The following is a 25905-nucleotide window of genomic DNA, read 5'->3' as shown; positions in this document are numbered from 1 at the left end:
CTCCAGTGTGCGGCTCCGTAGACTCCTTCGCTGTGGAGAACGCGAGGGACACCTTCTGGGGACCGGACTTCCAGCAGCTCAGTGCCGTCGACCCGGAGATCGCCGAGGTTGTGCTGGGTGAGCTGGACCGGCTGCGCGGCGGCCTGCAACTGATCGCCAGCGAGAACCTCGCCTCGCCGGCGGTGCTGGCCGCGCTGGGTTCCACGCTGACGAACAAGTACGCCGAGGGCTACCCGGGGCGGCGCTACTACGGCGGCTGCGCCGAGGTGGACCGGGCCGAGGAACTGGCGGTCTCCCGGGCGAAGGAGCTGTTCGGCGCCGAGCACGCGAACGTCCAGCCGCACTCCGGGGCGAACGCCAACCTGGCGGCGTACGCCGCACTGGTGCAGCCGGGTGACACGGTGCTGGCCATGGACCTGCCGCACGGCGGGCACCTGACCCACGGCAGCCGGGTGAACTTCTCCGGCAAGTGGTTCCACCCGGTCGGCTACACGGTCCGGCGGGACACCGGGACGATCGACTACGACGAGGTGCGCGACCTGGCCCGGGCGCACCGGCCGAAGATGATCATCTGCGGCGCGACCGCGTACCCGCGCCTGATCGACTTCGCCCGCTTCCGGGAGATCGCCGACGAGGTCGACGCGTACCTGATGGTGGACGCCGCGCACTTCATCGGCCTGGTGGCCGGCGGCGCGATCCCGTCCCCGGTGCCGTACGCCGACGTGGTCACCGCGACCACCCACAAGGTGCTGCGCGGCCCGCGCGGCGGCATGATCCTCTGCCGGGAGCCGCTGGCGGCCCGGATCGACAAGGCGGTCTTCCCGTTCACCCAGGGCGGCCCGCTGATGCACGCCGTCGCGGCCAAGGCCGTCGCGCTGCGCGAGGCCGCGCAGCCCGAGTTCCGCACGTACGCCGCCCAGGTGGTCGCCAACGCCCGCGCGCTCGCCGACGGGCTGGCCGCGGAGGGGCTGCCGCCGGTCTCCGGCGGCACCGACACCCACCTGGCGCTGCTCGACCTGCGCGAGACCGGCGTGACCGGCGCCCAGGCCGAGGCCCGCTGCGACGCCGCCGGCATCACGCTCAACAAGAACGCCATCCCGTACGACCCGCAGCCGCCCTCGGTCGCCTCCGGCATCCGGGTGGGCTCGCCGAGCGTCACCACCCAGGGCATGCGGGAGGGGGAGATGCGCCGGATCGCCGCGTTGATCGGGCGGGCGGTGCGGACCGATCCGGAGTCCCCCGGTGGCGGCGACGAGCTGACCCGGATCGCCGCCGACGTGACCGAGCTGGTCACCGAGTTCCCGGCGTATCCCCGTGGCTGAGCCCGGGACGCGCGTGGCGGAGGAGACCGCGGACCGCGGCTGGCGACTGCGTCACCTGCCGGTGCTGCTGGCCGCCGTGGCGGTGCTCGCCGCTGTCGCGGCGGTGGCCGGCGGGGTGTGGCGCGGCGCGGACGGCGCGCTCGGCGCGGCGGCCGGGGTGGCCGTCACGGCGGCGAGCTACACGCTCACCACTGTGGTGCTGGCCTGGGCGGACTCGAAGGATCCGCAGCTCGTGCTGCCGTTCGGGCTGGGCCTCTACGTCGCCAAGATCACCGCGCTCGGCGGGGTGATGGTGCTGGTCGCCTCGACCGGCTGGCCGGGGCTGATTCCGTTCGCTGTCGGCATCGCCGCGGGCGTCGTGGTCTGGACCGGCGTGCACGTCTGGTGGCTCACGACCGTCCATGCCCGACGGATGCCGCGCTGAGCCGTCCCACCCTTCGGGCGACGCGTGGTTCTGTCCGCGATCGGTCATTCTCTCAGTGGCGGGGGAGGAGTACCGTTCCTCCAGACGACTTCGCCCGCCCGTGTCCCACACAACCAGGTTGTGCGGGGGGTGAGGCACAGCCTCTTCTGCTCGACTGATATCGTTCGCCCCGTCATGGCCGGTGACCAGAAACCCCCCGACACTGGCGGCCCGGGCGACGTTCCGTCCGGTGCCGGTCAGGGTTGGACCGCGCTCTCATACCTCATCGGGGGCATGCTCGTCTGGGGTTTCATCGGCTGGCTGGTCGACCGTTGGCTCGATACCGGCGGCGTCGCCACTGGTATCGGGGTCGTGCTCGGCATGGCCGGGGGGATCATCCTGGTCGTCCGCCGACTGGGCACGCCTACTTAGGAAGGGACGCGGTGTTCGGACAGGCGAACGTCCTGGCTCAGGGCCAGGCGGAATTCCCACCCAGTGTGGGGGACTTCTACCTGCCCAGCATCCTGCCCTGGGGTGCGGAGAACTCGTACTGGTTCACCAAGATCACGGCGATGGTGTGGATCGCCGTCGGTATCTTGATCATCTTCTTCCTGGCCACGTACCGGAAGCCGCAGCTCGTCCCCACCAAGAAGCAGTGGTTCGCCGAGTCGATCTACGGCTTCGTGCGCAACAACATCGCGGTGGACATGATCGGGCACGCGGGAGTGCGGTTCGCGCCGTACTTCACCACGCTCTTCTGCTTCATCCTGCTGACGAACTTCTTCGCCATCGTGCCGTTCTTCCAGATCTCGCCGAACTCGCACATCGCGTTCCCGGCCATCCTCGCCGTGATCAGCTACGTGATGTTCATCTGGGTCGGCATCCGGCACCACGGCTTCGTGAAGTACGTCAAGGCCTCTCTGGTCCCGCCGGCGCCCTGGTACATCCTGCCGCTGCTGATCCCGATCGAGTTCTTCTCGACGTTCCTGGTCCGGCCGTTCTCGCTGGCCGTCCGTCTCTTCGCGAACATGTTCGCCGGCCACATGCTCCTGCTGGTCTTCACGCTCGGCGGGTTCGCCATGCTCAGCGCCAACGTCTGGCTGGCACCGGTCTCGGTGCTGTCCTGGGTGATGACGATCGCGCTGACCTTCCTCGAGTTCCTGGTGATCTGTCTGCAGGCGTACGTCTTCACGGTGCTGACCGCCAGCTACGTGCAGGGCGCCCTCGCCGACGAGCACTGATCCGATCTTTCGCACCAACCGTTGTCGTCCCGCGTGACCGTCACGCGTGATAACCAGGAGGAACCAACCAATGGACATCTACGCCGCGGTAGAGGGCAGCACCGCCGCCATCGGCTACGGTCTCGCGGCCATCGGCCCGGGCATCGGCGTGGGCCTGGTCTTCTCGGCCTACATCCAGTCGACCGCCCGCCAGCCGGAGTCGTCCCGGATGACCCTTCCGTACGTCTGGATCGGCTTCGCCGTCATCGAGGCGCTGGCGCTGCTGGGCATCGCCTTCGGCTTCATCTGGGCCGGCTGAACCAGCCCCTTTGACCGGGAGGTTTTCCCATGTACTTCCTCGCCGCTGAGGGTGGTGAGACGACCCACAACCCGATCATTCCTGTCTGGCAGGAGATCGTGGTCGGGCTGGTCGCCTTCGGTGTCCTCTGCTTCGTGCTGATGAAGTTCGTCTTCCCGCGCATGGAGCAGACGTTCCAGGCCCGGGTGGACGCGATCGAGGGCGGCATCAAGCGAGCCGAGGCCGCGCAGGCCGAGGCGAACCAGCTGCTCGAGCAGTACCGGGCCCAGCTCGCGGAGGCGCGTACCGATGCCGCCAAGATCCGCGACGACGCCCGGGCCGACGCCGAGGGCATCCGCCAGGACATCCTCGCCAAGGCGCGCGAGGAGTCCGACCGGATCATCGCCGCCGGCAAGGAGCAGCTCGCCGCGGAGCGGGCCACCATCGTGCGCGAGCTGCGCACCGAGGTCGGCACCATCGCGGTGGACCTGGCCAGCAAGATCGTCGGTGAGTCGCTGGCCGACGAGGCGCGTCGCAAGGGCACCGTCGACCGGTTCCTGAGCGGCCTCGAGAGCACGGGGGCCCGCTGATGCAGGCCGCCAGCCGGGAGTCGTACTCCGCCGGGGCCGAGCGCCTCGACGCGTACGCCCGCGGCGCGGAGCCGTCGGCGGTGGCCTCCACCGCCGACGACATCCTCTCCGTCGCCGCCCTGCTGCGGCGCGAGCCGCGGCTGCGCCGGGCGCTCTCCGACCCGGCCCGATCCGGTGCCGACCGCACCGGCCTGCTCGGCGACATGCTGCGCGACCGGATCGGCGCGGAAGCGCTCGACCTGGTCGCGACGCTGGTCTCCGGCCGCTGGTCGGCCCCGTCGGAGCTGCTCGACGGCGTCGAGCGGCTCGGCGTGGAGGCGCTCCTGGCGAGCGCCGACTCGACCGGCGAGCTGGGCGAGGTCGAGGACGAGCTGTTCCGCTTCGGGCAGGTCGTCTCCGGCTCCGGCGAGCTGTCCAACACGCTCTCCGACCCGATGGCCCCGGTGCAGCGGCGGGCCGAACTGGCCCAGCAGCTGCTCGCCGGCAAGGCCCGGCCGGTCACCGTCCGCCTCGTCGAGGCCGCGCTCGCCGGCTTCGGGGGACGCTCCTTCACCGGTGCGCTCACCCGGCTGGTCGAGCTGGCCGCCGACCGGCGGGACCGTCAGGTCGCGTACGTGACAGTGGCGGCTCCGCTGAACGACGAGGAGGAGCGACGCCTCGGCGCCCGCCTCTCCCAGATGTACGGTCGGGAGGTGTCCGTCAAGCAGACGGTCGACCCCGACGTGCTCGGCGGAGTGCGCGTACAGGTCGGATCCGACCTGTACGACGGGACCGTCCTGCGCCGCCTCAACGAGACCCGCAACGCGCTCGCGAAGCGCTGACCAGCGTCTTAGCAGCCCTGATTCGACGCCATCGGACCGGTCGGTACTAGGTATCCCGGGCCCCTGATACTTAAGGAAGCAGAGGATGGCCGAGCTGACCATCTCGACGGAGGAGATCCGCAGCGCCCTGGAGCGCTACGTCTCCTCCTACACGGCCGACGTCTCCCGCGAGGAGGTCGGCACCGTCGCCGACGCCGGTGACGGCATCGCCCACGTCGAGGGTCTCCCCTCGACCATGACCAACGAGCTCCTGGAGTTCGAGGACGGCACGCTCGGCGTGGCGCTGAACCTCGACGTCCGGGAGATCGGTGTCGTCGTCCTCGGTGACTTCGGCGGGATCGAAGAGGGTCAGCGCGTCAAGCGCACCGGCCGGGTGCTCTCCGTGCCGGTCGGCGACGCGTTCCTCGGCCGCGTGGTGAACGCGCTGGGCGAGCCGATCGACGGCCTCGGCGACATCGCCAACGAGGGCTTCCGCGAGCTGGAGCTCCAGGCCCCGAACGTGATGTCCCGCAAGTCGGTCGACGAGCCGCTCCAGACGGGCATCAAGGCCGTCGACGCGATGACCCCGATCGGCCGTGGCCAGCGCCAGCTGATCATCGGTGACCGCAAGACGGGCAAGACCACCGTCGCCCTGGACACCATCCTCAACCAGCGCGAAAACTGGCGCTCCGGCGACCCGAAGAAGCAGGTCCGCTGCATCTACGTCGCGATCGGCCAGAAGGCCTCCACCATCGCCTCCATCAAGGGGACGCTGGAGGAGGCGGGCGCGATGGAGTACACCACCATCGTCGCCTCCCCGGCCTCCGACCCGGCCGGCTTCAAGTACCTCGCCCCCTACACCGGCTCGTCCATCGGGCAGCACTGGATGTACGGCGGCAAGCACGTCCTGATCGTCTTCGACGACCTGAGCAAGCAGGCCGAGGCCTACCGCGCCGTGTCGCTGCTGCTGCGTCGCCCGCCGGGCCGTGAGGCCTACCCGGGTGACGTCTTCTACCTGCACTCGCGTCTGCTGGAGCGCTGCGCCAAGCTCTCCGACGAGCTGGGCGGCGGCTCGATGACCGGTCTGCCGATCATCGAGACCAAGGCGAACGACATCTCGGCGTTCATCCCGACCAACGTCATCTCCATCACCGACGGCCAGATCTTCCTCGAGACCGACCTGTTCAACCAGGGCGTCCGGCCGGCCATCAACGTCGGCACCTCGGTCTCCCGGGTCGGTGGCGCCGCGCAGGTGAAGCCGATGAAGAAGGTCGCCGGTTCGCTGCGGCTGAACCTGGCCCAGTACCGCGAGCTGGAGGCGTTCGCCGCCTTCGCCTCCGACCTGGACCGGGCCTCCCGGGCCCAGCTGGACCGCGGTTCCCGCCTGGTCGAGCTGCTCAAGCAGCCGAACTACTCGCCGTACCCGGTGCAGGAGCAGGTCGTCTCCGTCTGGGCCGGCACCGAGGGCAAGCTGGACGACGTCCCGGTCGGCGAGGTCCGCCGCTTCGAGTCCGAGTTCCTCCAGTACCTCCGCCACAAGCACGAGGGCGTCCTGGCCGGGATCGCGGACAACAAGTGGGACGACGAGATCATCTCCTCGCTCGACTCCGCGATCGGTGAGTTCAAGCAGGTCTTCCTGGGCAAGGAGGACGAGGTCCGGGTCAACGACGCGCCGGCCAAGCCGCTGGAGGGCGAGCAGAGCCGCGAGACGGTGACCCGCTTCCGCGACGGCACCACCGACCGCCCGGCCGAGAGCTGATCCGATGGCCGCCCAGGTACGCGTTCTCCGGCAGCGGATCCGTTCCGCCAAGGGGATGAAGAAGATCACCAAGGCGATGGAGCTCGTCGCGACGAGCCGCATCGCCAAGGCCCAGGCCAAGGTGGCGGCCTCGCTGCCGTACGCCGAGGCGATCACCGGCGTGCTGACGGCGCTGGCCTCGAACGCGCGGATCGACCACCCGCTGCTCACCCCGCGCGAGCGGGTGCGGCGGGCGGGCGTCCTGCTGGTCACCGCCGACCGGGGCCTGGCCGGTGGGTACAGCTCGAACGCGATCCGGACCGCCGAGTCGCTGATCGCCCGCCTGCGCGCCGACGGCAAGGAGCCCGTGCTCTACGTCATCGGCCGCAAGGGCGTGGCGTTCTACCGGTTCCGCAACCGGACGATCGCCGCCAGCTGGACGGGCTTCTCCGAGCAGCCGTCGTTCGAGGACGCCCGCGAGGTCGGTGAGACGCTGATCAAGGCGTTCACCGCCGGCGCGGACGACACCGACAACGAGGCCGGCGCGGACGGGATTCTCGGCGTGGACGAGCTGCACATCGTCTACACCGAGTTCAAGTCCCTGATGACGCAGAACCCGGTGACCCGGATCGTCGGTCCGATGCAGGTCGAGGACCGGCCCCGGTCCGAGGGCCTGCTGCCGGCGTACGAGTTCGAGCCGGAGCCGGAGTCGCTGCTCGACGCCCTGCTGCCGAAGTACATCAACACGCGGATCTTCGCGGCGTTGCTGGAGTCGGCGGCCAGTGAGTCGGCCGCCCGTCGGCGGGCGATGAAGAGCGCCACCGACAACGCCGAAGAGATGATCGAGAAGTACACGCGTGAGATGAACTCGGCCCGTCAGGCCGGCATCACCCAGGAGATCAGTGAGATCGTCGGCGGCGCGAACGCGCTGGCCGCGTCGGGAAGTGAAGTGTGATGACTGTATCCGCAGTTGAGACCAAGACGGCCACGGGTCGCGTGGTCCGGGTCATCGGCCCGGTCGTCGACGCCGAGTTCCCGCGCGACGCGATGCCGGAGCTGTTCAACGCCCTGCACGTCAACGTGACGCTCTCCGGCGGTGAGAAGACGCTGACCCTGGAGGTCGCCCAGCACCTGGGTGACAACCTGGTCCGCGCCATCTCGATGCAGCCGACCGACGGCCTGGTCCGCGGCACCGAGGTGCGCGACACCGGCGCGCCGATCAGCGTGCCGGTGGGCGACGCGGTCAAGGGCCACGTGTTCAACGCGATCGGCGAGTGCCTCAACCTCACCGAGGGCGAGACCATCCAGGCCGACGACCGGTGGGGCATCCACCGCAAGGCCCCGGCCTTCGCCGACCTGGAGCCGAAGACCGAGATGCTGGAGACCGGCATCAAGGTCATCGACCTGCTCGCCCCGTACGTCAAGGGCGGCAAGATCGGCCTGTTCGGCGGCGCGGGCGTGGGCAAGACGGTGCTCATCCAGGAGATGATCACCCGTGTGGCCCGCAACTTCGGTGGTACCTCGGTCTTCGCCGGCGTGGGTGAGCGCACCCGCGAGGGCAACGACCTCATCGCCGAGATGACCGAGTCGGGCGTCATCGACAAGACCGCGCTGGTCTACGGCCAGATGGACGAGCCGCCGGGCACCCGCCTGCGGGTCGCGCTGTCCGCCCTGACCATGGCGGAGTACTTCCGTGACGTGAAGAAGCAGGAGGTGCTGCTCTTCATCGACAACATCTTCCGCTTCACCCAGGCCGGTTCCGAGGTGTCCACGCTGCTCGGCCGTATGCCGAGCGCCGTGGGTTACCAGCCGACCCTGGCCGACGAGATGGGCGAGCTCCAGGAGCGGATCACCTCCGTCCGGGGCCAGGCCATCACCTCGATGCAGGCGATCTACGTGCCCGCCGACGACTACACCGACCCGGCGCCGGCCACCACGTTCGCCCACCTCGACGCGACCACCAACCTGGAGCGGTCGATCTCCGACAAGGGCATCTACCCGGCCGTGGACCCGCTGGCGTCCTCGTCCCGGATCCTCGCCCCGGAGTTCGTCGGCGAGGAGCACTTCGCCGTCGCCACCGAGGTGAAGCGGATCCTGCAGCGCTACAAGGACCTGCAGGACATCATCGCCATCCTCGGTATCGAGGAGCTCTCCGAGGAGGACAAGCTCACCGTCGGCCGCGCCCGCCGGATCGAGCGGTTCCTCTCGCAGAACACGTACGCGGCGGAGCAGTTCACCGGCGTGCCCGGCTCGACGGTCCCGATCGCCGAGACCATCGACGCCTTCCGCCGGATCAGCGAGGGGGAGTTCGACCACTTCCCGGAGCAGGCGTTCTTCATGTGCGGCGGCCTGGACGACCTTCGGGCCAAGGCCAAGGAGCTGATGGGCGAGGAGGGCTGAGAGCCCGCTCACACCCACGAGGGCCGTCCCGGCGAAAGCCGGGGCGGCCCTCGCCCTTTCGGGCCACTGCACTACCAGATGCCCGGTTCTCCGGCAAGCAGTTCACCGGATCGCGCGGTACCGTTCCTGACACGACTTCACATCCCGGCCGTTGATCTCTGCAACCAAACGGACCCCCGCGCCCGTCTTCCTACCCGTGGGCGCGACGATTGGAGATGCTCGTGGGCGGTAAGGGCGGCGCGGATCGCGGGAAGCGGTCCATGTGGCGCGGCGTGCCCCGGTGGGCCCGCGTCTGCACGATCGTGGGCATCGTCATGGTGGTGCTCAGCGGCTCTGTGCTGATCGGCTCCCGCGCCCTGGTCGCCCGCTACGAGGGATCGGTGGGCAAGGCCGACCTCTTCGGTGACCAGGCCGCCGGCGCCACCGAGAAGAAGAGCGACATCAAGGGTCCGCTCAACATCCTGCTCGTCGGCGTCGACCCCCGGACGTCGACCGCCCGGCCGCTGGCCGACTCGATCATGGTCCTGCACGTGCCCGCCACCATGGACCGCGGCTACCTCTTCTCACTCCCGCGTGACCTGCGGGTCGACATCCCGGCGTTCCCCAAGGCCGACTACGCGGGCGCCAACGACCGGCTCAACGCGGCCATGTCGCACGGGAGCAACGTGCCGGGGCAGAACCCCAGCACCGCACAGGGCTTCGAGCTGCTCGCCAAGACCGTGCAGGGGGTCACCGGCATCAAGCGCTTCGACGCCGGCGCGATCATCAACTTCAGCGGGTTCAAGAAGATCGTCGACGCCATGGGCGGTGTCGACATGTACATCGAGCGGGAGGTGCGCTCCGAGCACCTGCAGCCGGACGGCACCCCGCGCCAGCTCCGGCCCGGCGGCGGTGGCTACCTCGGCCCGCAGGCGGTGTACAAGAAGGGCAACGCCCACCTTGAGGGCTGGCAGGCGCTGGACTACGTCCGGCAGCGGTACCCGAAGAACGGCGTGCCGGACGGCGACTACGGCCGGCAGCGGCACCAGCAGCAGTTCGTCAAGGCGATGGCGAGCCAGGCGTTCAGCGCCGACGTGGTGACCAACCCGGTCAAGCTGGACCGGGTGCTGCGCGCGGCCGGCAAGTCGCTGGTGTTCAACGGGCGCGGCAACAGCGTGGTGGACTTCGGGCTGGCCCTGAAGGACATTCGCCCGGACGCGATCGAGACGATCAAGCTGCCGGGTGGGGGAATCGGCACCGGCAGCAACTACCGGGGTGAGCAACTGCTCGAACCGGCGGAGGACTTCTTCACCGCCCTGCGTAACGAGCAGCTCGACGCTTTCCTGCTGGAGCACCCCGACTTCGTCCAGAAGACCAAGTAGCCTGAGCGGGTGCGGGGCCGTGGTGGTCCGGCTCTCACCACCCGCGTTGGGTGGGCTGCGGGGGCGCGACTAGACTTTCGGCAATCCGCCGCCGCAGCAAGGAGACAGCGTGGCACAGCAGCTTCACGTCGAGCTCGTAGCCGTCGAGGAGAAGGTCTGGACCGGCGAGGCCGAGATGGTCGTCGCCCGGACGACCGAGGGTGAGCTCGGTGTGCTGCCGGGGCACGCACCTCTGCTCGGCCAGCTCGCCGAACCCAGCCAGGTACGCATCAAGCAGGCCGGTGGCCAGCAGGTCGCGTACGACGTGGCCGGCGGCTTCCTGTCGGTGACCGGTGAGGGCGTCACAGTCCTCGCCGAGAGCGCAACCCCCGCCACCCCGGCCCGCTGAGCCGACCCGCCGATGGAGATCGTCGAAGGGATCGGAATCGGCGTCGCGGTCGTCGTCGTCGCGCTTCTGATCCTCTTCATCCGGCGGGCCCTGTTCACGCGTAGCGGTGGCATCATCCGGCTGAGCGTCCGGGTCAACACGATCCTCGACGGTCGTGGCTGGTCACCCGGGTTCGGTCGCTTCGTGGGCGACGAGCTGCGCTGGTATCGCATGTTCAGCTTCGCGCTGCGCCCCAAGCGGGTGCTCTCGCGTAAGGGGCTGGCGGTCGAGCGCCGCCGGCTGCCCGAGGGGCAGGAGCGCATGTCGATGCCCGCCGAGTGGGTGATCCTGCGCTGTACCAGCCACCACGCGCCGATCGAGATCGCCATGGCGCGATCCACGGTCACCGGATTCCTGTCCTGGCTCGAGGCCGCCCCACCCGGGGCGGTCTCGCCGCGTCTGGCCTCCCAGGACTGGCCCGCCGCCTGACCCCCGCTCTCCACGCCCCCCGCGCTCCCCGCCGAGCGTCGTGGCGAGCACCGTCCTTGGCGCCGACTTTCGAGTTGTGCCACCGCAAGATGCCCGTTTCGCACCCTTCGCGAGGCACCGCGACTCCAAGATCCCCGAGACGCTCCCCGAGACTCCCGCGATCTTGCACTTCGGTACCCCGGAAACCCTCGCGAATGGGACGCATCGAGGGCGCGAACTGCAAGATCGGCGCAGTTGGACGCCTGCGCTCCACGCCCCTCGTGGATCAAGGAGTTTGCGGCCAAGTCCGGCACCCCGCCAGGACACGAACTCCTTGATCATCCCGAAGAACCCCTCCCCGGCCCTCCGGAGAGTCGATCATGAGGTTGGCGGCGGCAAACCGGACACTCAGCACCGCCAAGTTCATGATCACCGCGATCTGGGTGTGGGCCCCCAGGCCGGGCCAGGCGGGCGACGCCACCGGCCTGGGCCGGTGAGGGGTCTCTGTGCGGGCGGGTGTGTGGTTGGGGTGTCCGGGTCGGATGTCCGGTTCGGGGGTGGTGGGCGGCACTCTGACGGCGGAATCGCTGAGGGGGTGGGTGGCGTTGTAACCGGGTGAACGACCGAGCACCGGCCGCGCCCCGAAACAAGGGGGTTGTGCCTGCGGGAACAGCCCCGGGGTCGCTGGTCGTTGAGTACGGTTCTGGCGACGTGAGCCCGTGGGGAATCATCCCGGCCGGCTGGTCGTTGCACACGGTTCCGACGACGTGAACCACCACGCCGCACCCCTCTCCGGTGGCGTGCAGCGCCCGGGAATGATGCCGGGTGGTGGGTCGTTGGACATGCTTCCGGCGCCGCGACGAGGCACCCCCTTGCCCCGCGAGCGACCCGGAACCCCCCTGAGACTTTTTGAGCGCCTGACGGTGCCCGCGCATCCCGTCCCCCGGGTGCGTCGACCCCCGAATGGAGCAATTCTGATGAACACGATCCTGCGTAAGAGCATCCTGGGTGTTGCTGGTCTGGCCTTCACCGGTGGCGTGTTCGCCGGTCCTGTGGCCGCTCACGCGGCGGACACCACCACGCACGCGAAGCCGGTGGCGGTGAGCGTGCAGGGTGACAAGCTGATCCCGCACGGTGTGCAGGGCGAGCAGTCGCGGATCGAGCTGAACGACGAGCAGGTCGCGAATGTGAAGGCGATCATCGCGGCGACGAAGAAGGCCGGCATGGACGAACGCGCCGCGGTCGTGTCGATCGCGACGGCGTTGCAGGAGTCGAAGCTGGAGAACCTCGGCCACCTCGGTGACCGCAACGACCACGACTCGCAGGGCCTGTTCCAGCAGCGCCCCTCCAGCGGCTGGGGCACGGTCGAGCAGATCACCGACCCCGAGTACTCCACCACCGCGTTCCTCACCGGCCTCAAGCAGGTCGACGGCTGGCAGGACATGCCCCTGACCAAGGCCGCCCAGACCGTCCAGGTCTCGGCCTACCCGGACCACTACGCCCAGTGGGAGCAGCAGGCCGCCGACCTGGTCGCCGAGCACTGGAACAGCTAAGACGAACAAGTAAGACACACAGCGAAAGGCCGGCACCCCGAACCCGGGGTGCCGGCCTTTTCACGTCTCCGCTACCAGCTCGACCTCGTACCCCTGCCCGTCGGTGAGGTACGCGGCGTAGCTGTCCGGGCCGCCCGCATGCGGGTGCCGGTCCGGGAAGAGCAGCGTCCAGCCGTACCCTCCGGCGGCAGTGACCAGGCGCTCGACGGAGGCCGGTGGGCCGGCGTGGAAGGCCAGGTGGTTCAGGCCGGGCGCGCACCTGTCGTGGGTGCGGCCGGTGAGCGCCGGCGACTCCTCCAGGACCAGATAGGTGGACCCGAGCCGCCAGGAGCGGCCGGCGGGCCAGTCCTGGTGGGGCGTCCAGCCCAGCTCGCCGAGAAGCCAGCCCCAGGAACGACTGGCCGCCGCCAGGTCGGGTACCCACACCTCCACGTGATGGAGGCCGCCGATGGTCAGCGCTTCCCGCCCGGCACCCATAGCACGTCGCCGTCCGGATTTGCCGTTCTTGACAGGATAAAAAGCAAATCGGAGAGCCGGTTGAGATACTTTGCCGGGAGGGGACTGGTCCGATCGGGGTCGTGTGCGACCAGCGCCCATGCCGCACGCTCGGCGCGCCGGGCGCTCGTCCGTGCCACGTGCAGCAGTGCCGCGCCCGCGGTGCCGCCGGGGAGGATGAAGGAGTCGAGCTTGCTCAGGCGCGCGTTGTACTCGTCGCACCAGCCCTCTAGGCGCTCGACGTACTCCTCGGTCACCCGCAGCGGCGGGTACTTCGGGTCCGGCTCCACCGGCGTCGCCAGGTCCGCGCCGACGTCGAACATGTCGTTCTGCACGGATTCCAGTACGGCTCGCAGCTCGTCGGAGAGCTGCCCCAGGGCGAGCGCGACGCCGATCGAGGCGTTGCACTCGTCCACGTCCGCGTACGCGGCGATGCGCGGATCGGTCTTCGGCACCTGCTCGTTGTTGCTCAGCCTGGTCATGCCGGCGTCGCCGGCCTTGGTGTAGATGCGCGTGAGGTGGACGGCCATGACGCACAGCCTACGGATACCGGAACTGACGATCCCGGCCCGGCCGAGTCCGGTGGGGCCGGGTGACGCGGGAGATCCGGCGCTCAGCGACGTCGACGTCATCCGGGTACGCGGCGACGCCCGCCTCGCCGGCACCGTGCACGTGGTGGGTGCGAAGAACTCCGCGCTGAAACTGATGGCCGCCGCGCTGCTCGCGCCCGGCCGCAGCCTGATCACCAACGTGCCCCGGATCACCGACATCGCGATCATGGGTGAGGTGCTGCGGCGCCTCGGCTGCGGCGTGCGCTTCGGCCCGGACGACCCGGTCGACCCGATGGTGGCCAACGGTGGTGTGGAGCGGTCCCGCTCCGTGCTCATCGACGTGCCGGAGCGGCCGGGCGCGGAGGCCGACTACGACCTGGTCCGCCGGCTGCGCGCGTCGATCTGCGTGCTCGGCCCGCTGCTGGCCCGCCGGGGGTACGTCCGGGTGGCCCACCCGGGCGGCGACGCGATCGGCTCGCGAGGGCTGGACATGCACATCGCCGGGCTGGCCCGGATGGGCGCGGAGATCTCCGGTGAGCACGGCTTCGTCATCGCCGAGGCGCCGGACGGGCTGCACGGCGCCGACATCGTGCTGGACTTCCCGAGCGTGGGCGCGACCGAGAACCTGGTCATGGCGGCGGTGCTGGCCCGGGGCGCCACGACGATCGACAACGCGGCCCGGGAGCCGGAGATCGTCGACATCTGCACCATGCTGAACCGCATGGGCGCGCGGATCGAAGGGGCCGGCACCTCGACGCTGCACATCGTCGGCGTACCCGAGCTGCGGCCGGTCCGGCACGCCACGGTGGGGGACCGGATCGTGGCCGGCACCTGGGCGTTCGCCGCCGCGATGACCCGCGGCGACGTGACGGTGACCGGCCTGGACCCGGCGTACCTGGAGGTCGCGCTGGACAAGCTGGTCGCGGCCGGCGGCCTGGTCGAGACGCGGGGCGACGCCTTCCGGGTACGGATGGACGACCGCCCGAGGGCGGTCGACGTGGTGACGCTGCCCTACCCGGGCTTCGCCACCGACCTGCTGCCGATGGCGATCGGGCTGGCGGCGGTGAGCGAGGGCGGCTCGCTGATCACCGAGAACATCTTCGACGGCCGGTTCATGTTCGCCAACGAGATGATGCGCCTCGGCGCGGAGATCCGTACCGACGGTCACCACGCCCTGGTGTGCGGCCGGGAGCGGCTGTCCGGCGCCCCGGTACGCGCCACCGACATCAGGGCCGGAGCCGGCCTGATCATCGCCGGTCTCTGCGCCGACGGGCTGACCGAGGTCTCGCACGTGCACCACGTCGACCGGGGCTACCCGGACTTCGTGGCCGACCTGCGCGCGCTCGGCGTCGAGGTGGAGCGCGGCACCGCGCCGGAGGAGCCGGACCTGGCCATCTGACGGCCGGGGCTTATCAGTCGTTAAGTAGGGTTCTCCCAGACGTTGCAGAACACGGCGAGGGAGAAGCAGATGGCGGGTCGACTCGCGGTCGTCGGTGCCGGGCTGATGGGCTCGGGCATCGCCCAGGTGGCGGCGCAGGCGGGCTGGCAGGTGACGCTGCGCGACATCGACGACGCGGCCACGAAGCGCGGTGTGGACGGCATCCGGAAGTCGCTGACGAAGTTCGCCGAGAAGGGCAAGATCGAGGCGTCCGACGTCGAGGCGACGCTGGCCCGGATCACCCCGACCACCGAGCTGGAAGCCGCCGCCGACGCGGACATCGTGGTCGAGGCGGTCTTCGAGAAGATCGAGATCAAGCACGAGGTGTTCCGCGCGCTGGACAAGATCTGCAAGGCGGACGCGGTGCTGGCCACCAACACGTCGGCCATCCCGGTGACCCAGATCGCCACCGCCACCGAGCGCCCGGAGTCGGTGGTCGGCACGCACTTCTTCTCGCCGGTGCCGATGATGAAGCTCTGTGAGCTGGTACGCGGCTACAAGACCAGCGACGCGACCATGGACACCGTCAAGTCGTTCGCCGAGGGGATCGGCAAGACGGTGGTGGTGGTCAACCGGGACATCGCCGGCTTCGTCACCACCCGGCTGATCTGCGCGCTGGCGATGGAGGCGGTCAAGCTCGTCGAGTCCGGCGTGATCTCCGCCGAGGACCTGGACACCGCCTGCAAGCTGGGCTTCGGCCACGCCATGGGCCCGCTCGCCACTGTCGACCTGACCGGCGTGGACGTGCTGCTCAACGCCACCCGCAACATCTACACCGACACCGCCGACGAGAAGTTCTTCCCGCCGGAGCTGCTCCAGCGCATGGCGACCGCCGGCGACCTGGGCCGCAAGACCGGCCAGGGCTTCTACTCGTACTGACCGGCTCGTCCCGCCCCCGGCCCGCGTCGGCCGGGGGCGGTTCACGTGCGGTGCCGGTTCACGTCCGGGGCGGGCTGAGCGCGGCGCCGATCAGCGCGAACGCGTCCGGGAGGACTGTGCCCCAGTAGCCGAAGTTGTGCCGCCCGTCGGCCCAGGCGGCGCGTACCGGCTCCTCGGGCAGCACCCGGGCGAGCGCGCGTACGTCCTTGAGGAAGTTGTCCTGCCGCCCGCACCACAGCCCGACCGGGGTGCCGCGCAGCTTCTCCACGCCGGCGAAGACCGCGTCGCCGGGGCTCACCGCGGGGGAGAAGGCCGCCGCCATCCGCAGCCACTTCGGGTACGTCTCGGCCAGCAGCAACGCGCCGAAGCCGCCCATCGACCAGCCCCACACGGCCAGCCGGCTGCTGTCGAACCCGCGCCGGGCGCACCAGGTGGGCACCTCCTCGCGCACCATCCGCTGCGGGTCGTCGTCACCGGCGGCGCGCCAGGACAGCCGCCCGCCGGTGGCGCCCGCGAGCGCGAACGGCGGGGCGCCCCGGCGTACCGCGTCGGTGAGGAAGCGGGCCAGCCCGAACCGGCCGTAGTCGCGCGGGGTTGCCGAAGCGCCGTGCAGCACCAGGCAGACGGGCAGGCCGCGGCCGTCGCCGTACCCCTCGGGCACGGCAGTCCAGAAGTCCACCTCGCGGCCGCGCGCGCCGGATGCGATGCGGATGAGCCGTTCGTCGCCGGCCGGGGCGTCCGGCAGGGTCGGTGCCGGCCCCGGGCGGGGGCCGGACAGTTGCCGGGCGGCCAGGCCGCCGACCACTGCGGCGCCGGCCACGCCGGCGGCGGCGCCGAGCAGGGTACGCCGGGTCAGCGTGGGTGCCATGCCGGCGAGTGTGCCACCGCCAGGCGTGCGTTAAGAAGGGGCCCTTCCTCTACCGCAGGCGTTAAGAGGGGCCCTTCCTTACACCTCAGCCGTCGCGCTTGGTGGTCCAGCGGAACGTGGTCAGGCACAGCACCAGGCCGATGACGCACCACGCGCCCAGCACCAGCGCGACGGTGCCCAGCTCGAACGAGCCGCCCGGCTCCCGGGCGCCGAAGCTGTCCGGCAGGAAGACCGAGCGCAGCCCCTGGCACATCCACTTGAGCGGGAAGATCGCCGCGACCTGCTGCATCCAGGTGGGCAGGCTGGTGAAGACGAAGAACACGCCGGAGATGAACTGGAGCACGAGCGCGACCGGGGTGACCACCGCCGAGCCGCTGCGCGCGGTGCGGGCCAGCGACGAGATGGCGATGCCGCACAGCGTGCAGGCGGTGACGCCGAGGACGGAGACCCAGGCGAACGTCAGCCACTTGGCCGTGGTCTGCGGCAGGTCCAGGTCGAACATCGCCACCGAGACGGCGAGCAGCAGCACGGTCTCGGCGATGCCGATGACCACCACCATGATCACCTTGCCGGCGAACCAGACCCACTTCGGCATCGGCGTGCCCCGGTAGCGCTTGAGCACGCCGCGGTCCCGCTCGATCGGGATCCAGATGCCGAGGTTCTGGAAGCTGACTGTCATCAGGCCGGTCGCGATCATGCCGGTGATGAAGTACTGCGTGTAGCTGACCCCGGGCGCGATCTCGTCGCTGAAGATCGCCGCGAAGATCAGGATCATGATGATCGGGAAGCCCATCGTGAACACGACGGACTCCCGGCTGCGCAGGAACTGGGTGATCTCCAGCCGCCCCTGACGCAGCGCCAGCGCGCCCGCGCCGGCCCGGCGGGCCGAGGTGGCGGCGACCGGGGCCGCCGGCTTCGTCGTGGTGGTCATGAGTGTCCGATCATCCGCAGGTAGACGTCTTCCAGGGTCGGCCGGGTCACGGTGAGGCCCGGTACCTCGCCGCCGAAGCGCGCGGCCAGGTCGGCCACCAGCGCCGTCGGCGTCGCGGTCTCCGCCGAGGCCGGCGTCCCGTCCGGGGTACGCCAGGAGACGGTCGCCAGCGACTCCTGCCGGTTGCCCAGCGCGTTCGGCGGCGCGACCTCGATCACCCGACCGGCGGCGATCACGCCGACCCGGTCGGCGAGCGCCTCGGCCTCGTCCAGGTAGTGGGTGGTGAGCACGATCGTGGTGCCGGCGGCGGACAGGTCCCGGATCAGCTCCCAGAACTCGCGCCGGGCCTCCGGGTCGAAGCCGGTGGTCGGCTCGTCGAGGAAGAGCAGCTCGGGGCGGCCGATGATGCCCAGCGCCACGTCGAGGCGGCGTTTCTGCCCGCCGGAGAGCGTGTGCGTACGCGCCTTGGCCTTGGCGCCCAGCCCGACCCGCTCGACCACCTTGTCCGGGTCGTCGGCGTCCGGGTAGAAGCCGGAGAAGTGCCGGACCACCTCGATGACGCTGAGCTCGTCGAACTCGCCGGTGCCCTGGAGCACGATGCCGACCCGGGAGCGCCAGCCGGCGTCGGGGTGGGCGGGGTCGGCGCCGAGGACGCGTACCTCGCCGGCGTCGCGCTGCCGGTAGCCCTCCAGGATCTCGACCGTCGTGGTCTTGCCGGCGCCGTTCGGGCCGAGCAGGGCGAACACCTCGCCCCGGCGGACGTCCAGGTCCACCCCGGCCACGGCGACGTTGTCGCCGTACGCCTTGCGCAGCCCTCGCACGGAAATCGCGAGCTCGTTCTCCATGACGTCAAGTGTGCGTCGTGCGGTCGCCCGTTCCACTGCCGGGTCAGCTATATACGCGAGGTATACACTCGGTGTAGTCTCTGGTCATGACCGTTCCCCTGACCCTGCTCGGGCTGCTCGAACGCGAACCGAGCCACGGCTACGACCTCAAGCGCGACTACGACACCTTCTTCGGGCGCGGCAAGCCGCTGCCGTACGGGCAGGTCTACTCGACGCTGAGCCGGCTGGCCCGCGACGGCAAGGTGGTGGTCGGCGACGTCGCTCCCGGTGCCGGGCCGGATCGCAAGCGCTACGTCATCACCGACGTGGGCGCCACCGAGGTGGAGCACTGGCTGACCGAGCCGGTCGAACCGGAACCGCACCTGCAGACCGTGTTGTTCACCAAGGTCGTGCTCGCGCTGATGCTCGACCGCCCGGCCGAGGAGTACCTGGACACCCAGCGCGCCGCCCACCTGCGCCGGATGCGCGAACTCACCGAGATCAAGCGCAGCGGCGAACTCGTCGACGTGATGCTGGCCGACCACGGCCTCTACCACCTCGAGGCGGACCTGCGGTGGATCGAGACGACGGGGGCCCGGCTGGACGCCCTGAGAAAGGCGGTACGGCCATGAGCCCGATGATCGAGGCACGCGACGTCACGTACGCGTTCGGCGAGACACCCGCCCTGCGCGGCGCGAGCCTTGCCGTGGGGGCCGGCGAGGTCGTCGCCGTGATGGGACCGAGCGGCTCCGGCAAGTCGACGTTGCTGCACTGCCTGGCCGGCATCCTGCGCCCCGACTCCGGTGAGGTCCGGTTCGACGGCACCCGGATCGACACGCTCGGCGAGGCCGACCGCAGCGCGCTGCGCCGCGACAGCTTCGGCTTCGTCTTCCAGTTCGGCCAGCTCGTGCCGGAACTCACCGCGGCGGAGAACGTGGCGCTGCCGCTGCTGCTGCGCGGTGTCCGCCGCACTCCGGCGCTGCGCGCCGCGCGGGGCTGGTTCGAGCGGCTCGGCCTGGCCGGCATGGAGCACCGCCGCTCCGGGGAGCTGTCCGGTGGGCAGGCCCAGCGGGTCGCGCTGGCCCGCGGCCTGGTCGCCGAGCCGCGGGTGCTGTTCGCGGACGAGCCCACCGGCGCGCTCGACTCGCTCACCGGCGAGGAGGTGATGACGCTGCTGGTGGACGCCGCCCGCGAGAAGGGCACCACAGTCGTCCTGGTGACGCACGAGGCGCGCATCGCCGCGTACGCCGACCGGGAGGTCATGGTGCGGGACGGCCGGGTCAACGCCCCCGCCGGGGTCGCCTCGTGATCGGGCTCGCGCTCCGGCTCGCCGTCGCCGGTGGCCGGGAGGCGCTGGTCCGGCTGGTCGCCATCGCCGCCGCCGTCGCGGTCGGCACGGGGCTGCTGCTCACCACGCTCGCGGGCGTGAACGCCGCCGACGCCCAGCTCGCCCGCTACGCGTCGATGTATCCGCAGGAGACGGCCGACGGATCCGCCGACCCGCTGCTGTGGTCCACCCGGACCGACTTCTTCCGGGGCGACCAGATCACCCGCGTCGACGTCGCCGCGACCGGCCCGGACGCGCCCACGCCGATCGGTGTTTCCCGAACGCCGGGGCCCGGCGAGTACTACGCCTCCCCGGCGCTGCGGAAGTTGCTGGCGTCCACCCCGGCCGACCAGCTCGCCGACCGCTACCCCGGCCGGGATCTCGGCGAGGTCGGGCCGGCGGCGCTCACCTCGCCGGACACGCTGCTCGTCCTGGTCGGCGGCACGCCGGAGCAGGTGGGCAGGCTGGACCAGGTCCGAAAGGTCACCCGGGTCGACGGCAACAGCGCTCCGCTGCCGGGAGCGGCTGTCGACCTCATCCTCGGCGTGGTCGCGGGTGGGCTGCTGTTCCCCGTACTCGTCTTCATCGGCACGGCGACCCGGCTCGGCGCGGCCCGCCGGGAGCAGCGGTTCGCCGCGATGCGGCTGGTCGGGGCCACGCCCCGGCAGATCTCGGTCGTCGCGGCCGTCGAGGCCGCGCTCGCGGCGGCGGCCGGCGCGGCGGCCGGCTTCGCGGCGTTCTTCGCGTTCCGCGGGCAGCTCGCCGGCATTCCGTTCACCGGCATGCCGTTCTTCCCCGGCGACATGGCCATCGGTGCGCCGGAGGCCCTCCTGGTGGCCCTCGGCGTGCCGGCGGGCGCGGCGGCCGCGGCCTGGGTCGCGCTGCGCCGGGTCCGGATCTCCCCGCTCGGTGTCAGCCGCCGGGTCACGCCCCGGCCGCCCCGGGCGTACCGGCTGATCCCGCTCGCGTTCGGCCTGGCCGGGCTGGGCTTCGCCCTGATCTACCGTCCGCCCACGTCGGACGGTCAGACCGCGCTGTTCCTGCCCGCGCTGCTGCTCGTCATGGTCGGGCTGATCACGGGCGGCCCGTGGCTGACCATGGTCGGCGCCCGGGCGATGGCCGCTCGCGCCAGCCGGCCGGCCGCGCTGATCGCCGCGCGCCGGCTCGCCGACAACCCGGCCGCCGGATTCCGGGCGGTCAGCGGCGTGATGCTCGCGCTGTTCGTCACGACTGTGGCCGTGGGCGTGATGGGGACGATCACGTACGAGCGCGGTCCGGCGCCCCGGGGTTCCCTGGAGGCGGGCCGGCTGTCGATGGTGCTCACGGACGACCCGCCGGTGCCCGGCACGCTGCTGGCCGATCTGGCGGCGGTTCCCGGCGTCCGCAACCCGGTGCTCGTCCGGGAGAACCCGGTACGCGGTGACGGCCGCGACTCCGGCGTGATCGCCTGCGCGGACATCCCGCCCGCGTACGGGCGGTGCGCCACGGGGGCGAGCGTCGCCGAGGTGCCGCCGGGCCTGATCCCCTGGCGCGAGTCCGCCTCGGCCGACCGGGTCTGGCCGTCGTCCCCTGTGGACCCGGCGGCCCTCGCGGGGCTGCCCGCCGGTTCGGTGATGGCCGAGGCGGCGGACCCGGTGGCTGTGGAGCGTGCCCGGACGGTCCTCGAAACCGCGTTCCCGACCTTCTTCGTGGCACCGAACGTGCCCGGCGACTTCGAGGCCGACTTCGCCGACACCATGCGGGGCTGGCAGCGGCTGGCCGACCTCGTGGTGGTGGCCGGTCTCGCGCTCGCCGGATGCAGCCTGGCCGTTGCGGTGGCGGCCGGCCTCAGTGAACGGAAACGGCCGTTCAGCCTGCTCCGGCTCAGCGGCGCCCCGGTGCGGCTGCTGCGCCGGGTGGTGGCCCTGGAGAGCACCGTGCCGCTGCTGACGGTCGCCGTGGTGGCGGTCGGGATGGGACTGGTCGCCGCGCAGCTGTTCCTGCGCGCGCAGATGGACTACGACCTGCGCGTACCGGGGATCGGGTTCGCGGCGGTCGTGGCCCTCGGCGTGCTGGGCTGTCTCGCGGTCATCGCGGCCACCCTGCCGCTGCTGGAACGGATCACCGGCCCGGAGACCGCCCGCAGCGAGTGACCCGTACGGTGGGCCGGCCGAGCACGCCGGCCCACCGGCACGGGCATCGGGTTGTGTGGTTTTCCACACTCTCTTTTACTGAACGGTAACTTAAACTCCGGCCATGGACGACGCGATGCCGGGACGGCTGCCCGAGCGGGACCGCCCGTGGGTGATGCGCACGTACGCCGGGCACTCCTCCGCCGCGGCCACCAACGCGCTCTTCCGCCGCAACCTGGCGAAGGGACAGACCGGCCTGTCGGTCGCCTTCGACCTGCCCACCCAGACCGGGTACGACCCGGACCACGAGCTGGCCTCCGGCGAGGTGGGCCGGGTCGGCGTGCCGGTGGCGCACCTGGGTGACATGCGGGCGCTGTTCGAGGGCATCCCGCTCGCCGAGATGAACACCTCGATGACCATCAACGCCCCGGCGATGTGGCTGCTCGGCCTCTACGGCACCGTCGCCGCCGAGCAGGGCGCGGAGCTGAGCCGCTGCGCCGGCACCACGCAGAACGACATCATCAAGGAGTACCTGTCCCGGGGGACGTACATCTTCCCGCCGGCCGCGTCGCTGCGGCTGACCGCCGACGTGATCGCGTACACGCTGCGCGAGATGCCCCGGTGGAACCCGGTGAACATCTGCTCGTACCACCTCCAGGAGGCCGGCGCGACGCCGGTGCAGGAGGTCGGCTTCGCGCTGGCCACCGCCGTCGCCGTGCTGGACACCGTGCGCGACTCCGGCCAGGTGCCGCCCGAGCGGATGGGCGACGTGGTCCAGCGGATCTCGTTCTTCGTCAACGCCGGGGTGCGCTTCGTCGAGGAGATCGCCAAGATGCGCGCGTTCGGCGCGCTCTGGGACGAGATCACCCGCGACCGCTACGGCGTGGAGAACCCGAAGCAGCGCCGGTTCCGCTACGGCGTCCAGGTCAACTCGCTGGGCCTGACCGAGGCGCAGCCGGAGAACAACATCCAGCGCATCGTGCTGGAGATGCTCGGCGTCACGTTGTCCCGCGACGCCCGTGCCCGCGCGGTGCAGCTGCCCGCCTGGAACGAGGCGCTGGGACTGCCCCGCCCCTGGGACCAGCAGTGGTCGCTGCGCATGCAGCAGGTGCTGGCGTACGAGTCGGACCTGCTGGAGTACCCGGACCTGTTCGCCGGCTCGCACGTGATGACCGCGCTCGTCGACGAGATCGTGACCGGCGCCCGCGTGGAGTTGGAGAAGGTGCTGGAGATGGGCGGCGTGGTCACCGCCGTCGAGTCCGGCTACCTCAAGAGCGCGCTGGTGGCCTCACTCGCCGACCGGCGCCGCCGGATGGAGACCGGCTCGGACGTGGTGGTCGGCGTCAACCGGTTCACCGAGACCGAGCCGTCCCCGCTCACGGCGGCCGGCGCCGAGGCGATCGAGCAGGTGGACCCGGCCGTCGAGGAGGCCGCCACCGACGGCGTACGCCGGTGGCGGGCCGACCGGGACGCGGCGGCTGTGGAGGCGGCGCTGGACCGGCTGCGCGCCGACGCCGCCACCACGGCGAACCTGATGCCGGCGACGCTCGACTGCGTCCGGGCCGGTGTCACCACCGGCGAGTGGGCGGGCGCGCTGCGCCAGGTGTACGGCGAGTACCGCGCCCCGACCGGCCTGGCCGGGGCGGCCGGGGCAGCCGGTGACGCGAACCTCGCCGGGGTCCGCGAGCGGGTCGTCGCGACCGCCCGGGAACTCGGCAGCGGGCGGCTGCGCCTGCTGGTCGGCAAGCCGGGGCTGGACGGGCACTCCAACGGCGCGGAGCAGATCGCGGTACGCGCCCGCGACGCCGGGTTCGAGGTGGTCTACCAGGGCATCCGCCTGACCGCCGGGCAGATCGTTGCGGCGGCGGTGGAGGAGGACGTCGACCTGGTCGGCCTCTCCGTGCTGTCCGGCTCGCACCTGGCCGCCGTGCCGGCTGTGCTGGACGGGCTGCGCGCGGCCGGTCGGAGCGACCTGCCGGTGGTGGTGGGCGGGATCATCCCGGCCGCCGACGCCGAGGCGCTGCGCGCCGCCGGGGTGGCCCGGGTGTTCACGCCGAAGGACTTCGCGCTCACCGGCATCATCGACGAGCTGGTCACGGTGATCCGCGAGGCCAACGCACTGACGTGAAAGGAAGGGCCCCTTGTTAACGCCTCCGGTAGAGGAGGGGCCCCTTCTTAACAACCGCGTGGGCGCGGCGCCCGCGAGCGGGCGCCGCGCCCACGCGGCTCAGCGGCTCTCGTAGGTCATGCAGTCGGCCATGTCCATGTCGGGGCCGACGGTGATGGCCGGCGCGTGACACTCCAGGTCGGAGTTGTGCCGGCAGTCGGCGCGCGAGCACGCGCCGACCTGGGCGACCAACTGGTCGAGGCCGCCGCGCACCGGCATCTCCACGAACGTGTGGCAGTGGGCGTGGTCGCTGCTGCCGATCGTGATGGCGAAGGCGTGGCAGTCGTTCGTGTGGTTGTAGGCGCAGGACCGGACGGCGCACTCCTGGACCCGGGGCATCTCCAACGACGCGGTCATCGTCCCGTACCTCCTTGGGTAGTCTTGCCCCAATTTTAGAGGTTTCGGGAGTCGGTGCGGGTCAGACGCGGAAGCCGGCCGCGCGTGCGGCGGCGCGTTCCCGGCGCCGTTCCCGGCGACGGCGGAACAGCCAGGGCACGAAGAACACCAGGGCGACAAGGAACACCAGCACCAGCACCGGCAGCAGCAGCGCCACCACCGACATGACCACGCTCGTCGCGTCCTCTGCGGTGCTGGCCACCGGAGCGCCCACCCCGGCGGTGGTCGCGTTGATGACCGGCCGGGCGGCGGCCTTGAGCAGGTGTACGCCGAGCGCGATGAGCACGCCGACCACCACCGGCACCCACTGGTGGGTGGAGAAGAACGTGTCCGGGTCGCTGACGGTGACCGTCTCCGAGCCGGCGCCCGCGCCGAACGCGAGCCCGCCGGCGGTCGGCCGGACCACCGTCTGCACCACGTCGTTGACGTGGTCGACCACCGGCACCTTGTCGGCCACCACCTCGACCGCGAGCAGGACGGCGAGGATCAGCACCACCCAGCCGTTGCCGAGCCACTGCCAGCCACTCGGCAGCTCGACCAGATCGGTGTAGCGGGACAGCAGACCCATCAGCAGAAGCGGGATGTAGGCGTTGAGACCCGCCGAGGCGGCCAGACCGGAACCGGTGAGGACTTCGAGCACGATCTCAATATGGCACCGGTACGCCAGTGGCGCTCGTCGGCGTCCACCGGGGCCTCGGCTACCCTCGGCGGGTGCGGTTGGTGATTGCGAAGTGCTCGGTGGACTATGTCGGACGGCTCTCGGCCCACCTGCCCCCGGCGACCCGGTTGCTGATGGTGAAGGCGGACGGGTCGGTGTCGATCCACGCGGACGACCGGGCCTACAAGCCGTTGAACTGGATGAGCCCGCCCTGCCGGCTGGAGGAGGCGCCCGGCGTCTGGCGGGTGGTGAACAAGGCCGGCGAGGAGCTGCGCATCACCCTGGAGGAGATCTTCCAGGACACCTCGTACGAGCTGGGCGTGGACCCGGGCCTGCGCAAGGACGGCGTCGAGGCGCACCTGCAGGAGCTGCTCGCCGCGAACCCGGAGACGCTGGGGGAGGGCTTCACGCTGGTCCGGCGCGAGTACATGACCGCGATCGGGCCGGTCGACCTGCTCTGCCGGGACGCGGTCGGCGGCGCGGTGGCGGTCGAGGTGAAGCGGCGCGGCGAGATCGACGGCGTGGAGCAGCTCACCCGCTACCTGGAGCTGATGAACCGCGATCCGCTGCTCGCGCCGGTGGCCGGCGTGTTCGCCGCGCAGGAGATCAAGCCGCAGGCCCGGGTGCTCGCCACCGACCGGGGCATCCGCTGCGTGGTGGTCGACTACGACAAGCTGCGCGGCATCGAGCGCGACGAGCTGACGCTGTTCTGAGGCGGCGAGGAGCCGAACCTCCCCGGC

Annotated in this window: 28 protein-coding genes; 21 read left to right on the top strand and 7 right to left on the bottom strand. The window is 71.1% G+C overall.

The features are described 5' to 3' along the window. Nucleotides 1–32 precede the first annotated feature (32 nt). From glyA to Q3W68_RS09785, 14 genes are all read left to right on the top strand, one after another. Nucleotides 33–1322 carry a serine hydroxymethyltransferase gene (gene glyA / locus Q3W68_RS09850; protein WP_302905166.1) on the top strand — a complete coding sequence of 430 codons (1290 nt, stop codon included), beginning with the start codon at nucleotides 33–35 and terminating at the stop codon, nucleotides 1320–1322. Nucleotides 1323–1335: 13 nt separating this feature from the next. After that, complete coding sequence (locus tag Q3W68_RS09845; protein ID WP_302905165.1) at nucleotides 1336–1746, top strand: hypothetical protein; 411 nt, start codon at nucleotides 1336–1338, stop codon at nucleotides 1744–1746. A gap of 174 nt (nucleotides 1747–1920) precedes the next feature. Continuing rightward, a complete protein-coding gene (locus Q3W68_RS09840; protein WP_091423295.1) occupies nucleotides 1921–2157 on the top strand; it encodes an AtpZ/AtpI family protein in 237 nt (78 codons plus the stop codon). An 11-nt stretch (nucleotides 2158–2168) separates the two neighbouring features. Beyond that, nucleotides 2169–2966, top strand: coding sequence for a F0F1 ATP synthase subunit A (atpB, locus tag Q3W68_RS09835; protein WP_121684030.1), 798 nt, complete (start codon nucleotides 2169–2171; stop codon nucleotides 2964–2966). 70 nt (nucleotides 2967–3036) lie between these two features. Further along, nucleotides 3037–3264, top strand: a complete 228-nt coding sequence (locus Q3W68_RS09830) for an ATP synthase F0 subunit C (RefSeq protein ID WP_091422600.1) — start codon at nucleotides 3037–3039, stop codon at nucleotides 3262–3264. A 29-nt stretch (nucleotides 3265–3293) separates the two neighbouring features. Next, complete coding sequence (locus Q3W68_RS09825) at nucleotides 3294–3833, top strand: F0F1 ATP synthase subunit B (RefSeq protein WP_091422605.1); 540 nt, start codon at nucleotides 3294–3296, stop codon at nucleotides 3831–3833. Then, nucleotides 3833–4654 carry a F0F1 ATP synthase subunit delta gene (locus Q3W68_RS09820; protein WP_302905164.1) on the top strand — a complete coding sequence of 274 codons (822 nt, stop codon included), beginning with the start codon at nucleotides 3833–3835 and terminating at the stop codon, nucleotides 4652–4654. The genes Q3W68_RS09825 and Q3W68_RS09820 overlap by 1 nt, the downstream gene beginning before the upstream one ends. An 85-nt stretch (nucleotides 4655–4739) precedes the next feature. Further along, entirely contained in the window at nucleotides 4740–6392 is a 1653-nt protein-coding gene (gene atpA, locus Q3W68_RS09815) for a F0F1 ATP synthase subunit alpha (protein ID WP_302905163.1), read from the top strand. 4 nt (nucleotides 6393–6396) lie between these two features. Then, the gene (locus Q3W68_RS09810; RefSeq protein WP_302905162.1) at nucleotides 6397–7326 is read left to right on the top strand and encodes a F0F1 ATP synthase subunit gamma; all 930 of its coding nucleotides are present in this window, start codon (nucleotides 6397–6399) and stop codon (nucleotides 7324–7326) included. Then, a complete protein-coding gene (gene atpD / locus Q3W68_RS09805; protein WP_128136758.1) occupies nucleotides 7326–8771 on the top strand; it encodes a F0F1 ATP synthase subunit beta in 1446 nt (481 codons plus the stop codon). Before Q3W68_RS09810 ends, atpD begins: the two co-directional genes overlap by 1 nt. 215 nt (nucleotides 8772–8986) lie before the next feature. Further along, entirely contained in the window at nucleotides 8987–10132 is a 1146-nt protein-coding gene (locus tag Q3W68_RS09800; RefSeq protein ID WP_302905161.1) for an LCP family protein, read from the top strand. Between the two features lie 109 nt (nucleotides 10133–10241). Next, nucleotides 10242–10520 (top strand): F0F1 ATP synthase subunit epsilon, encoded by a 279-nt coding sequence (locus tag Q3W68_RS09795; protein WP_047893558.1) that lies wholly within the window; start codon nucleotides 10242–10244, stop codon nucleotides 10518–10520. A gap of 12 nt (nucleotides 10521–10532) precedes the next feature. Beyond that, nucleotides 10533–10988 (top strand): DUF2550 domain-containing protein, encoded by a 456-nt coding sequence (locus Q3W68_RS09790; protein ID WP_302905160.1) that lies wholly within the window; start codon nucleotides 10533–10535, stop codon nucleotides 10986–10988. A 956-nt stretch (nucleotides 10989–11944) separates the two neighbouring features. After that, nucleotides 11945–12520, top strand: coding sequence for a hypothetical protein (locus Q3W68_RS09785; protein WP_302905159.1), 576 nt, complete (start codon nucleotides 11945–11947; stop codon nucleotides 12518–12520). 60 nt (nucleotides 12521–12580) lie between these two features. Here Q3W68_RS09785 and Q3W68_RS09780 read toward each other — a convergent pair whose 3' ends face one another. Both Q3W68_RS09780 and Q3W68_RS09775 read right to left on the bottom strand, forming a co-directional pair. Further along, complete coding sequence (locus tag Q3W68_RS09780; protein ID WP_302905158.1) at nucleotides 12581–12997, bottom strand: VOC family protein; 417 nt, start codon at nucleotides 12995–12997, stop codon at nucleotides 12581–12583. Beyond that, nucleotides 12973–13545: a cob(I)yrinic acid a,c-diamide adenosyltransferase gene (locus Q3W68_RS09775; RefSeq protein WP_302905157.1), complete on the bottom strand. Its 573-nt coding sequence runs from the start codon at nucleotides 13543–13545 to the stop codon at nucleotides 12973–12975. Before Q3W68_RS09775 ends, Q3W68_RS09780 begins: the two co-directional genes overlap by 25 nt. Between Q3W68_RS09775 and murA the strand changes: the two genes are divergently transcribed. Beyond that, entirely contained in the window at nucleotides 13544–14965 is a 1422-nt protein-coding gene (gene murA / locus Q3W68_RS09770; protein WP_302905156.1) for a UDP-N-acetylglucosamine 1-carboxyvinyltransferase, read from the top strand. The two genes, Q3W68_RS09775 and murA, sit on opposite strands and share 2 nt — an antisense overlap. A gap of 69 nt (nucleotides 14966–15034) precedes the next feature. Further along, nucleotides 15035–15883, top strand: coding sequence for a 3-hydroxyacyl-CoA dehydrogenase family protein (locus tag Q3W68_RS09765; protein WP_302905155.1), 849 nt, complete (start codon nucleotides 15035–15037; stop codon nucleotides 15881–15883). 58 nt (nucleotides 15884–15941) lie between these two features. Here Q3W68_RS09765 and Q3W68_RS09760 read toward each other — a convergent pair whose 3' ends face one another. From Q3W68_RS09760 to Q3W68_RS09750, 3 genes are all read right to left on the bottom strand, one after another. Next, on the bottom strand, nucleotides 15942–16751 hold the full coding sequence (locus Q3W68_RS09760) for an alpha/beta hydrolase family protein (RefSeq protein ID WP_302905154.1): 810 nt from the start codon (nucleotides 16749–16751) through the stop codon (nucleotides 15942–15944). Nucleotides 16752–16836: 85 nt separating this feature from the next. Continuing rightward, the gene (locus Q3W68_RS09755; RefSeq protein ID WP_302905153.1) at nucleotides 16837–17682 is read right to left on the bottom strand and encodes an ABC transporter permease; all 846 of its coding nucleotides are present in this window, start codon (nucleotides 17680–17682) and stop codon (nucleotides 16837–16839) included. Next, complete coding sequence (locus Q3W68_RS09750; RefSeq protein ID WP_302905152.1) at nucleotides 17679–18527, bottom strand: ABC transporter ATP-binding protein; 849 nt, start codon at nucleotides 18525–18527, stop codon at nucleotides 17679–17681. The genes Q3W68_RS09755 and Q3W68_RS09750 overlap by 4 nt, the downstream gene beginning before the upstream one ends. An 86-nt stretch (nucleotides 18528–18613) precedes the next feature. Between Q3W68_RS09750 and Q3W68_RS09745 the strand changes: the two genes are divergently transcribed. From Q3W68_RS09745 to Q3W68_RS09730, 4 genes are all read left to right on the top strand, one after another. Beyond that, nucleotides 18614–19138, top strand: a complete 525-nt coding sequence (locus Q3W68_RS09745; RefSeq protein ID WP_302905151.1) for a PadR family transcriptional regulator — start codon at nucleotides 18614–18616, stop codon at nucleotides 19136–19138. Next, nucleotides 19135–19815 carry an ABC transporter ATP-binding protein gene (locus tag Q3W68_RS09740; protein WP_120573396.1) on the top strand — a complete coding sequence of 227 codons (681 nt, stop codon included), beginning with the start codon at nucleotides 19135–19137 and terminating at the stop codon, nucleotides 19813–19815. Before Q3W68_RS09745 ends, Q3W68_RS09740 begins: the two co-directional genes overlap by 4 nt. Then, a complete protein-coding gene (locus Q3W68_RS09735; RefSeq protein ID WP_302905150.1) occupies nucleotides 19812–21965 on the top strand; it encodes an FtsX-like permease family protein in 2154 nt (717 codons plus the stop codon). Before Q3W68_RS09740 ends, Q3W68_RS09735 begins: the two co-directional genes overlap by 4 nt. Nucleotides 21966–22068: 103 nt before the next feature. Further along, nucleotides 22069–24072 (top strand): protein meaA, encoded by a 2004-nt coding sequence (locus tag Q3W68_RS09730; protein ID WP_302905149.1) that lies wholly within the window; start codon nucleotides 22069–22071, stop codon nucleotides 24070–24072. Nucleotides 24073–24171: 99 nt separating this feature from the next. Here the strand turns inward: Q3W68_RS09730 and Q3W68_RS09725 are convergent, their stop codons facing one another. Both Q3W68_RS09725 and Q3W68_RS09720 read right to left on the bottom strand, forming a co-directional pair. After that, the gene (locus Q3W68_RS09725) at nucleotides 24172–24468 is read right to left on the bottom strand and encodes a DUF1540 domain-containing protein (RefSeq protein WP_302905148.1); all 297 of its coding nucleotides are present in this window, start codon (nucleotides 24466–24468) and stop codon (nucleotides 24172–24174) included. Nucleotides 24469–24529: 61 nt separating this feature from the next. Then, nucleotides 24530–25147 (bottom strand): DUF4126 domain-containing protein, encoded by a 618-nt coding sequence (locus Q3W68_RS09720; protein ID WP_013288236.1) that lies wholly within the window; start codon nucleotides 25145–25147, stop codon nucleotides 24530–24532. Between the two features lie 71 nt (nucleotides 25148–25218). Between Q3W68_RS09720 and nucS the strand changes: the two genes are divergently transcribed. Beyond that, nucleotides 25219–25878, top strand: coding sequence for an endonuclease NucS (gene nucS, locus Q3W68_RS09715; protein WP_030503891.1), 660 nt, complete (start codon nucleotides 25219–25221; stop codon nucleotides 25876–25878). Nucleotides 25879–25905 lie beyond the last annotated feature (27 nt).

The organism is Micromonospora sp. C28ISP2-4 (assembly GCF_030519385.1).
Taxonomy (GTDB): Bacteria; Actinomycetota; Actinomycetes; order Mycobacteriales; family Micromonosporaceae; genus Micromonospora; species Micromonospora tulbaghiae.
Note: the sequence above shows the minus strand (reverse complement) of the source record. Positions and strands in the feature narration are given on the sequence as shown.

Excerpts from the sequence above, each read along its gene's own strand:
- Q3W68_RS09745 (WP_302905151.1), top strand. The coding sequence starts at position 18,614 with ATGACCGTTCCCCTGACCCTGCTCGGGCTGCTCGAACGCGAACCGAGC.
- murA (WP_302905156.1), top strand. The coding sequence starts at position 13,544 with ATGACGCACAGCCTACGGATACCGGAACTGACGATCCCGGCCCGGCCG.
- Q3W68_RS09725 (WP_302905148.1), bottom strand. The coding sequence starts at position 24,468 with ATGACCGCGTCGTTGGAGATGCCCCGGGTCCAGGAGTGCGCCGTCCGG.
- Q3W68_RS09780 (WP_302905158.1), bottom strand. The coding sequence starts at position 12,997 with ATGGGTGCCGGGCGGGAAGCGCTGACCATCGGCGGCCTCCATCACGTG.
- Q3W68_RS09840 (WP_091423295.1), top strand. The coding sequence starts at position 1,921 with ATGGCCGGTGACCAGAAACCCCCCGACACTGGCGGCCCGGGCGACGTT.
- Q3W68_RS09810 (WP_302905162.1), top strand. The coding sequence starts at position 6,397 with ATGGCCGCCCAGGTACGCGTTCTCCGGCAGCGGATCCGTTCCGCCAAG.
- Q3W68_RS09765 (WP_302905155.1), top strand. The coding sequence starts at position 15,035 with ATGGCGGGTCGACTCGCGGTCGTCGGTGCCGGGCTGATGGGCTCGGGC.
- Q3W68_RS09785 (WP_302905159.1), top strand. The coding sequence starts at position 11,945 with ATGAACACGATCCTGCGTAAGAGCATCCTGGGTGTTGCTGGTCTGGCC.
- Q3W68_RS09775 (WP_302905157.1), bottom strand. The coding sequence starts at position 13,545 with ATGGCCGTCCACCTCACGCGCATCTACACCAAGGCCGGCGACGCCGGC.
- Q3W68_RS09755 (WP_302905153.1), bottom strand. The coding sequence starts at position 17,682 with ATGACCACCACGACGAAGCCGGCGGCCCCGGTCGCCGCCACCTCGGCC.
- Q3W68_RS09760 (WP_302905154.1), bottom strand. The coding sequence starts at position 16,751 with ATGGCACCCACGCTGACCCGGCGTACCCTGCTCGGCGCCGCCGCCGGC.
- Q3W68_RS09800 (WP_302905161.1), top strand. The coding sequence starts at position 8,987 with ATGCTCGTGGGCGGTAAGGGCGGCGCGGATCGCGGGAAGCGGTCCATG.
- Q3W68_RS09750 (WP_302905152.1), bottom strand. The coding sequence starts at position 18,527 with ATGGAGAACGAGCTCGCGATTTCCGTGCGAGGGCTGCGCAAGGCGTAC.
- Q3W68_RS09730 (WP_302905149.1), top strand. The coding sequence starts at position 22,069 with ATGGACGACGCGATGCCGGGACGGCTGCCCGAGCGGGACCGCCCGTGG.
- Q3W68_RS09825 (WP_091422605.1), top strand. The coding sequence starts at position 3,294 with ATGTACTTCCTCGCCGCTGAGGGTGGTGAGACGACCCACAACCCGATC.
- Q3W68_RS09740 (WP_120573396.1), top strand. The coding sequence starts at position 19,135 with ATGAGCCCGATGATCGAGGCACGCGACGTCACGTACGCGTTCGGCGAG.
- Q3W68_RS09830 (WP_091422600.1), top strand. The coding sequence starts at position 3,037 with ATGGACATCTACGCCGCGGTAGAGGGCAGCACCGCCGCCATCGGCTAC.
- Q3W68_RS09820 (WP_302905164.1), top strand. The coding sequence starts at position 3,833 with ATGCAGGCCGCCAGCCGGGAGTCGTACTCCGCCGGGGCCGAGCGCCTC.
- Q3W68_RS09790 (WP_302905160.1), top strand. The coding sequence starts at position 10,533 with ATGGAGATCGTCGAAGGGATCGGAATCGGCGTCGCGGTCGTCGTCGTC.
- atpA (WP_302905163.1), top strand. The coding sequence starts at position 4,740 with ATGGCCGAGCTGACCATCTCGACGGAGGAGATCCGCAGCGCCCTGGAG.
- atpD (WP_128136758.1), top strand. The coding sequence starts at position 7,326 with ATGACTGTATCCGCAGTTGAGACCAAGACGGCCACGGGTCGCGTGGTC.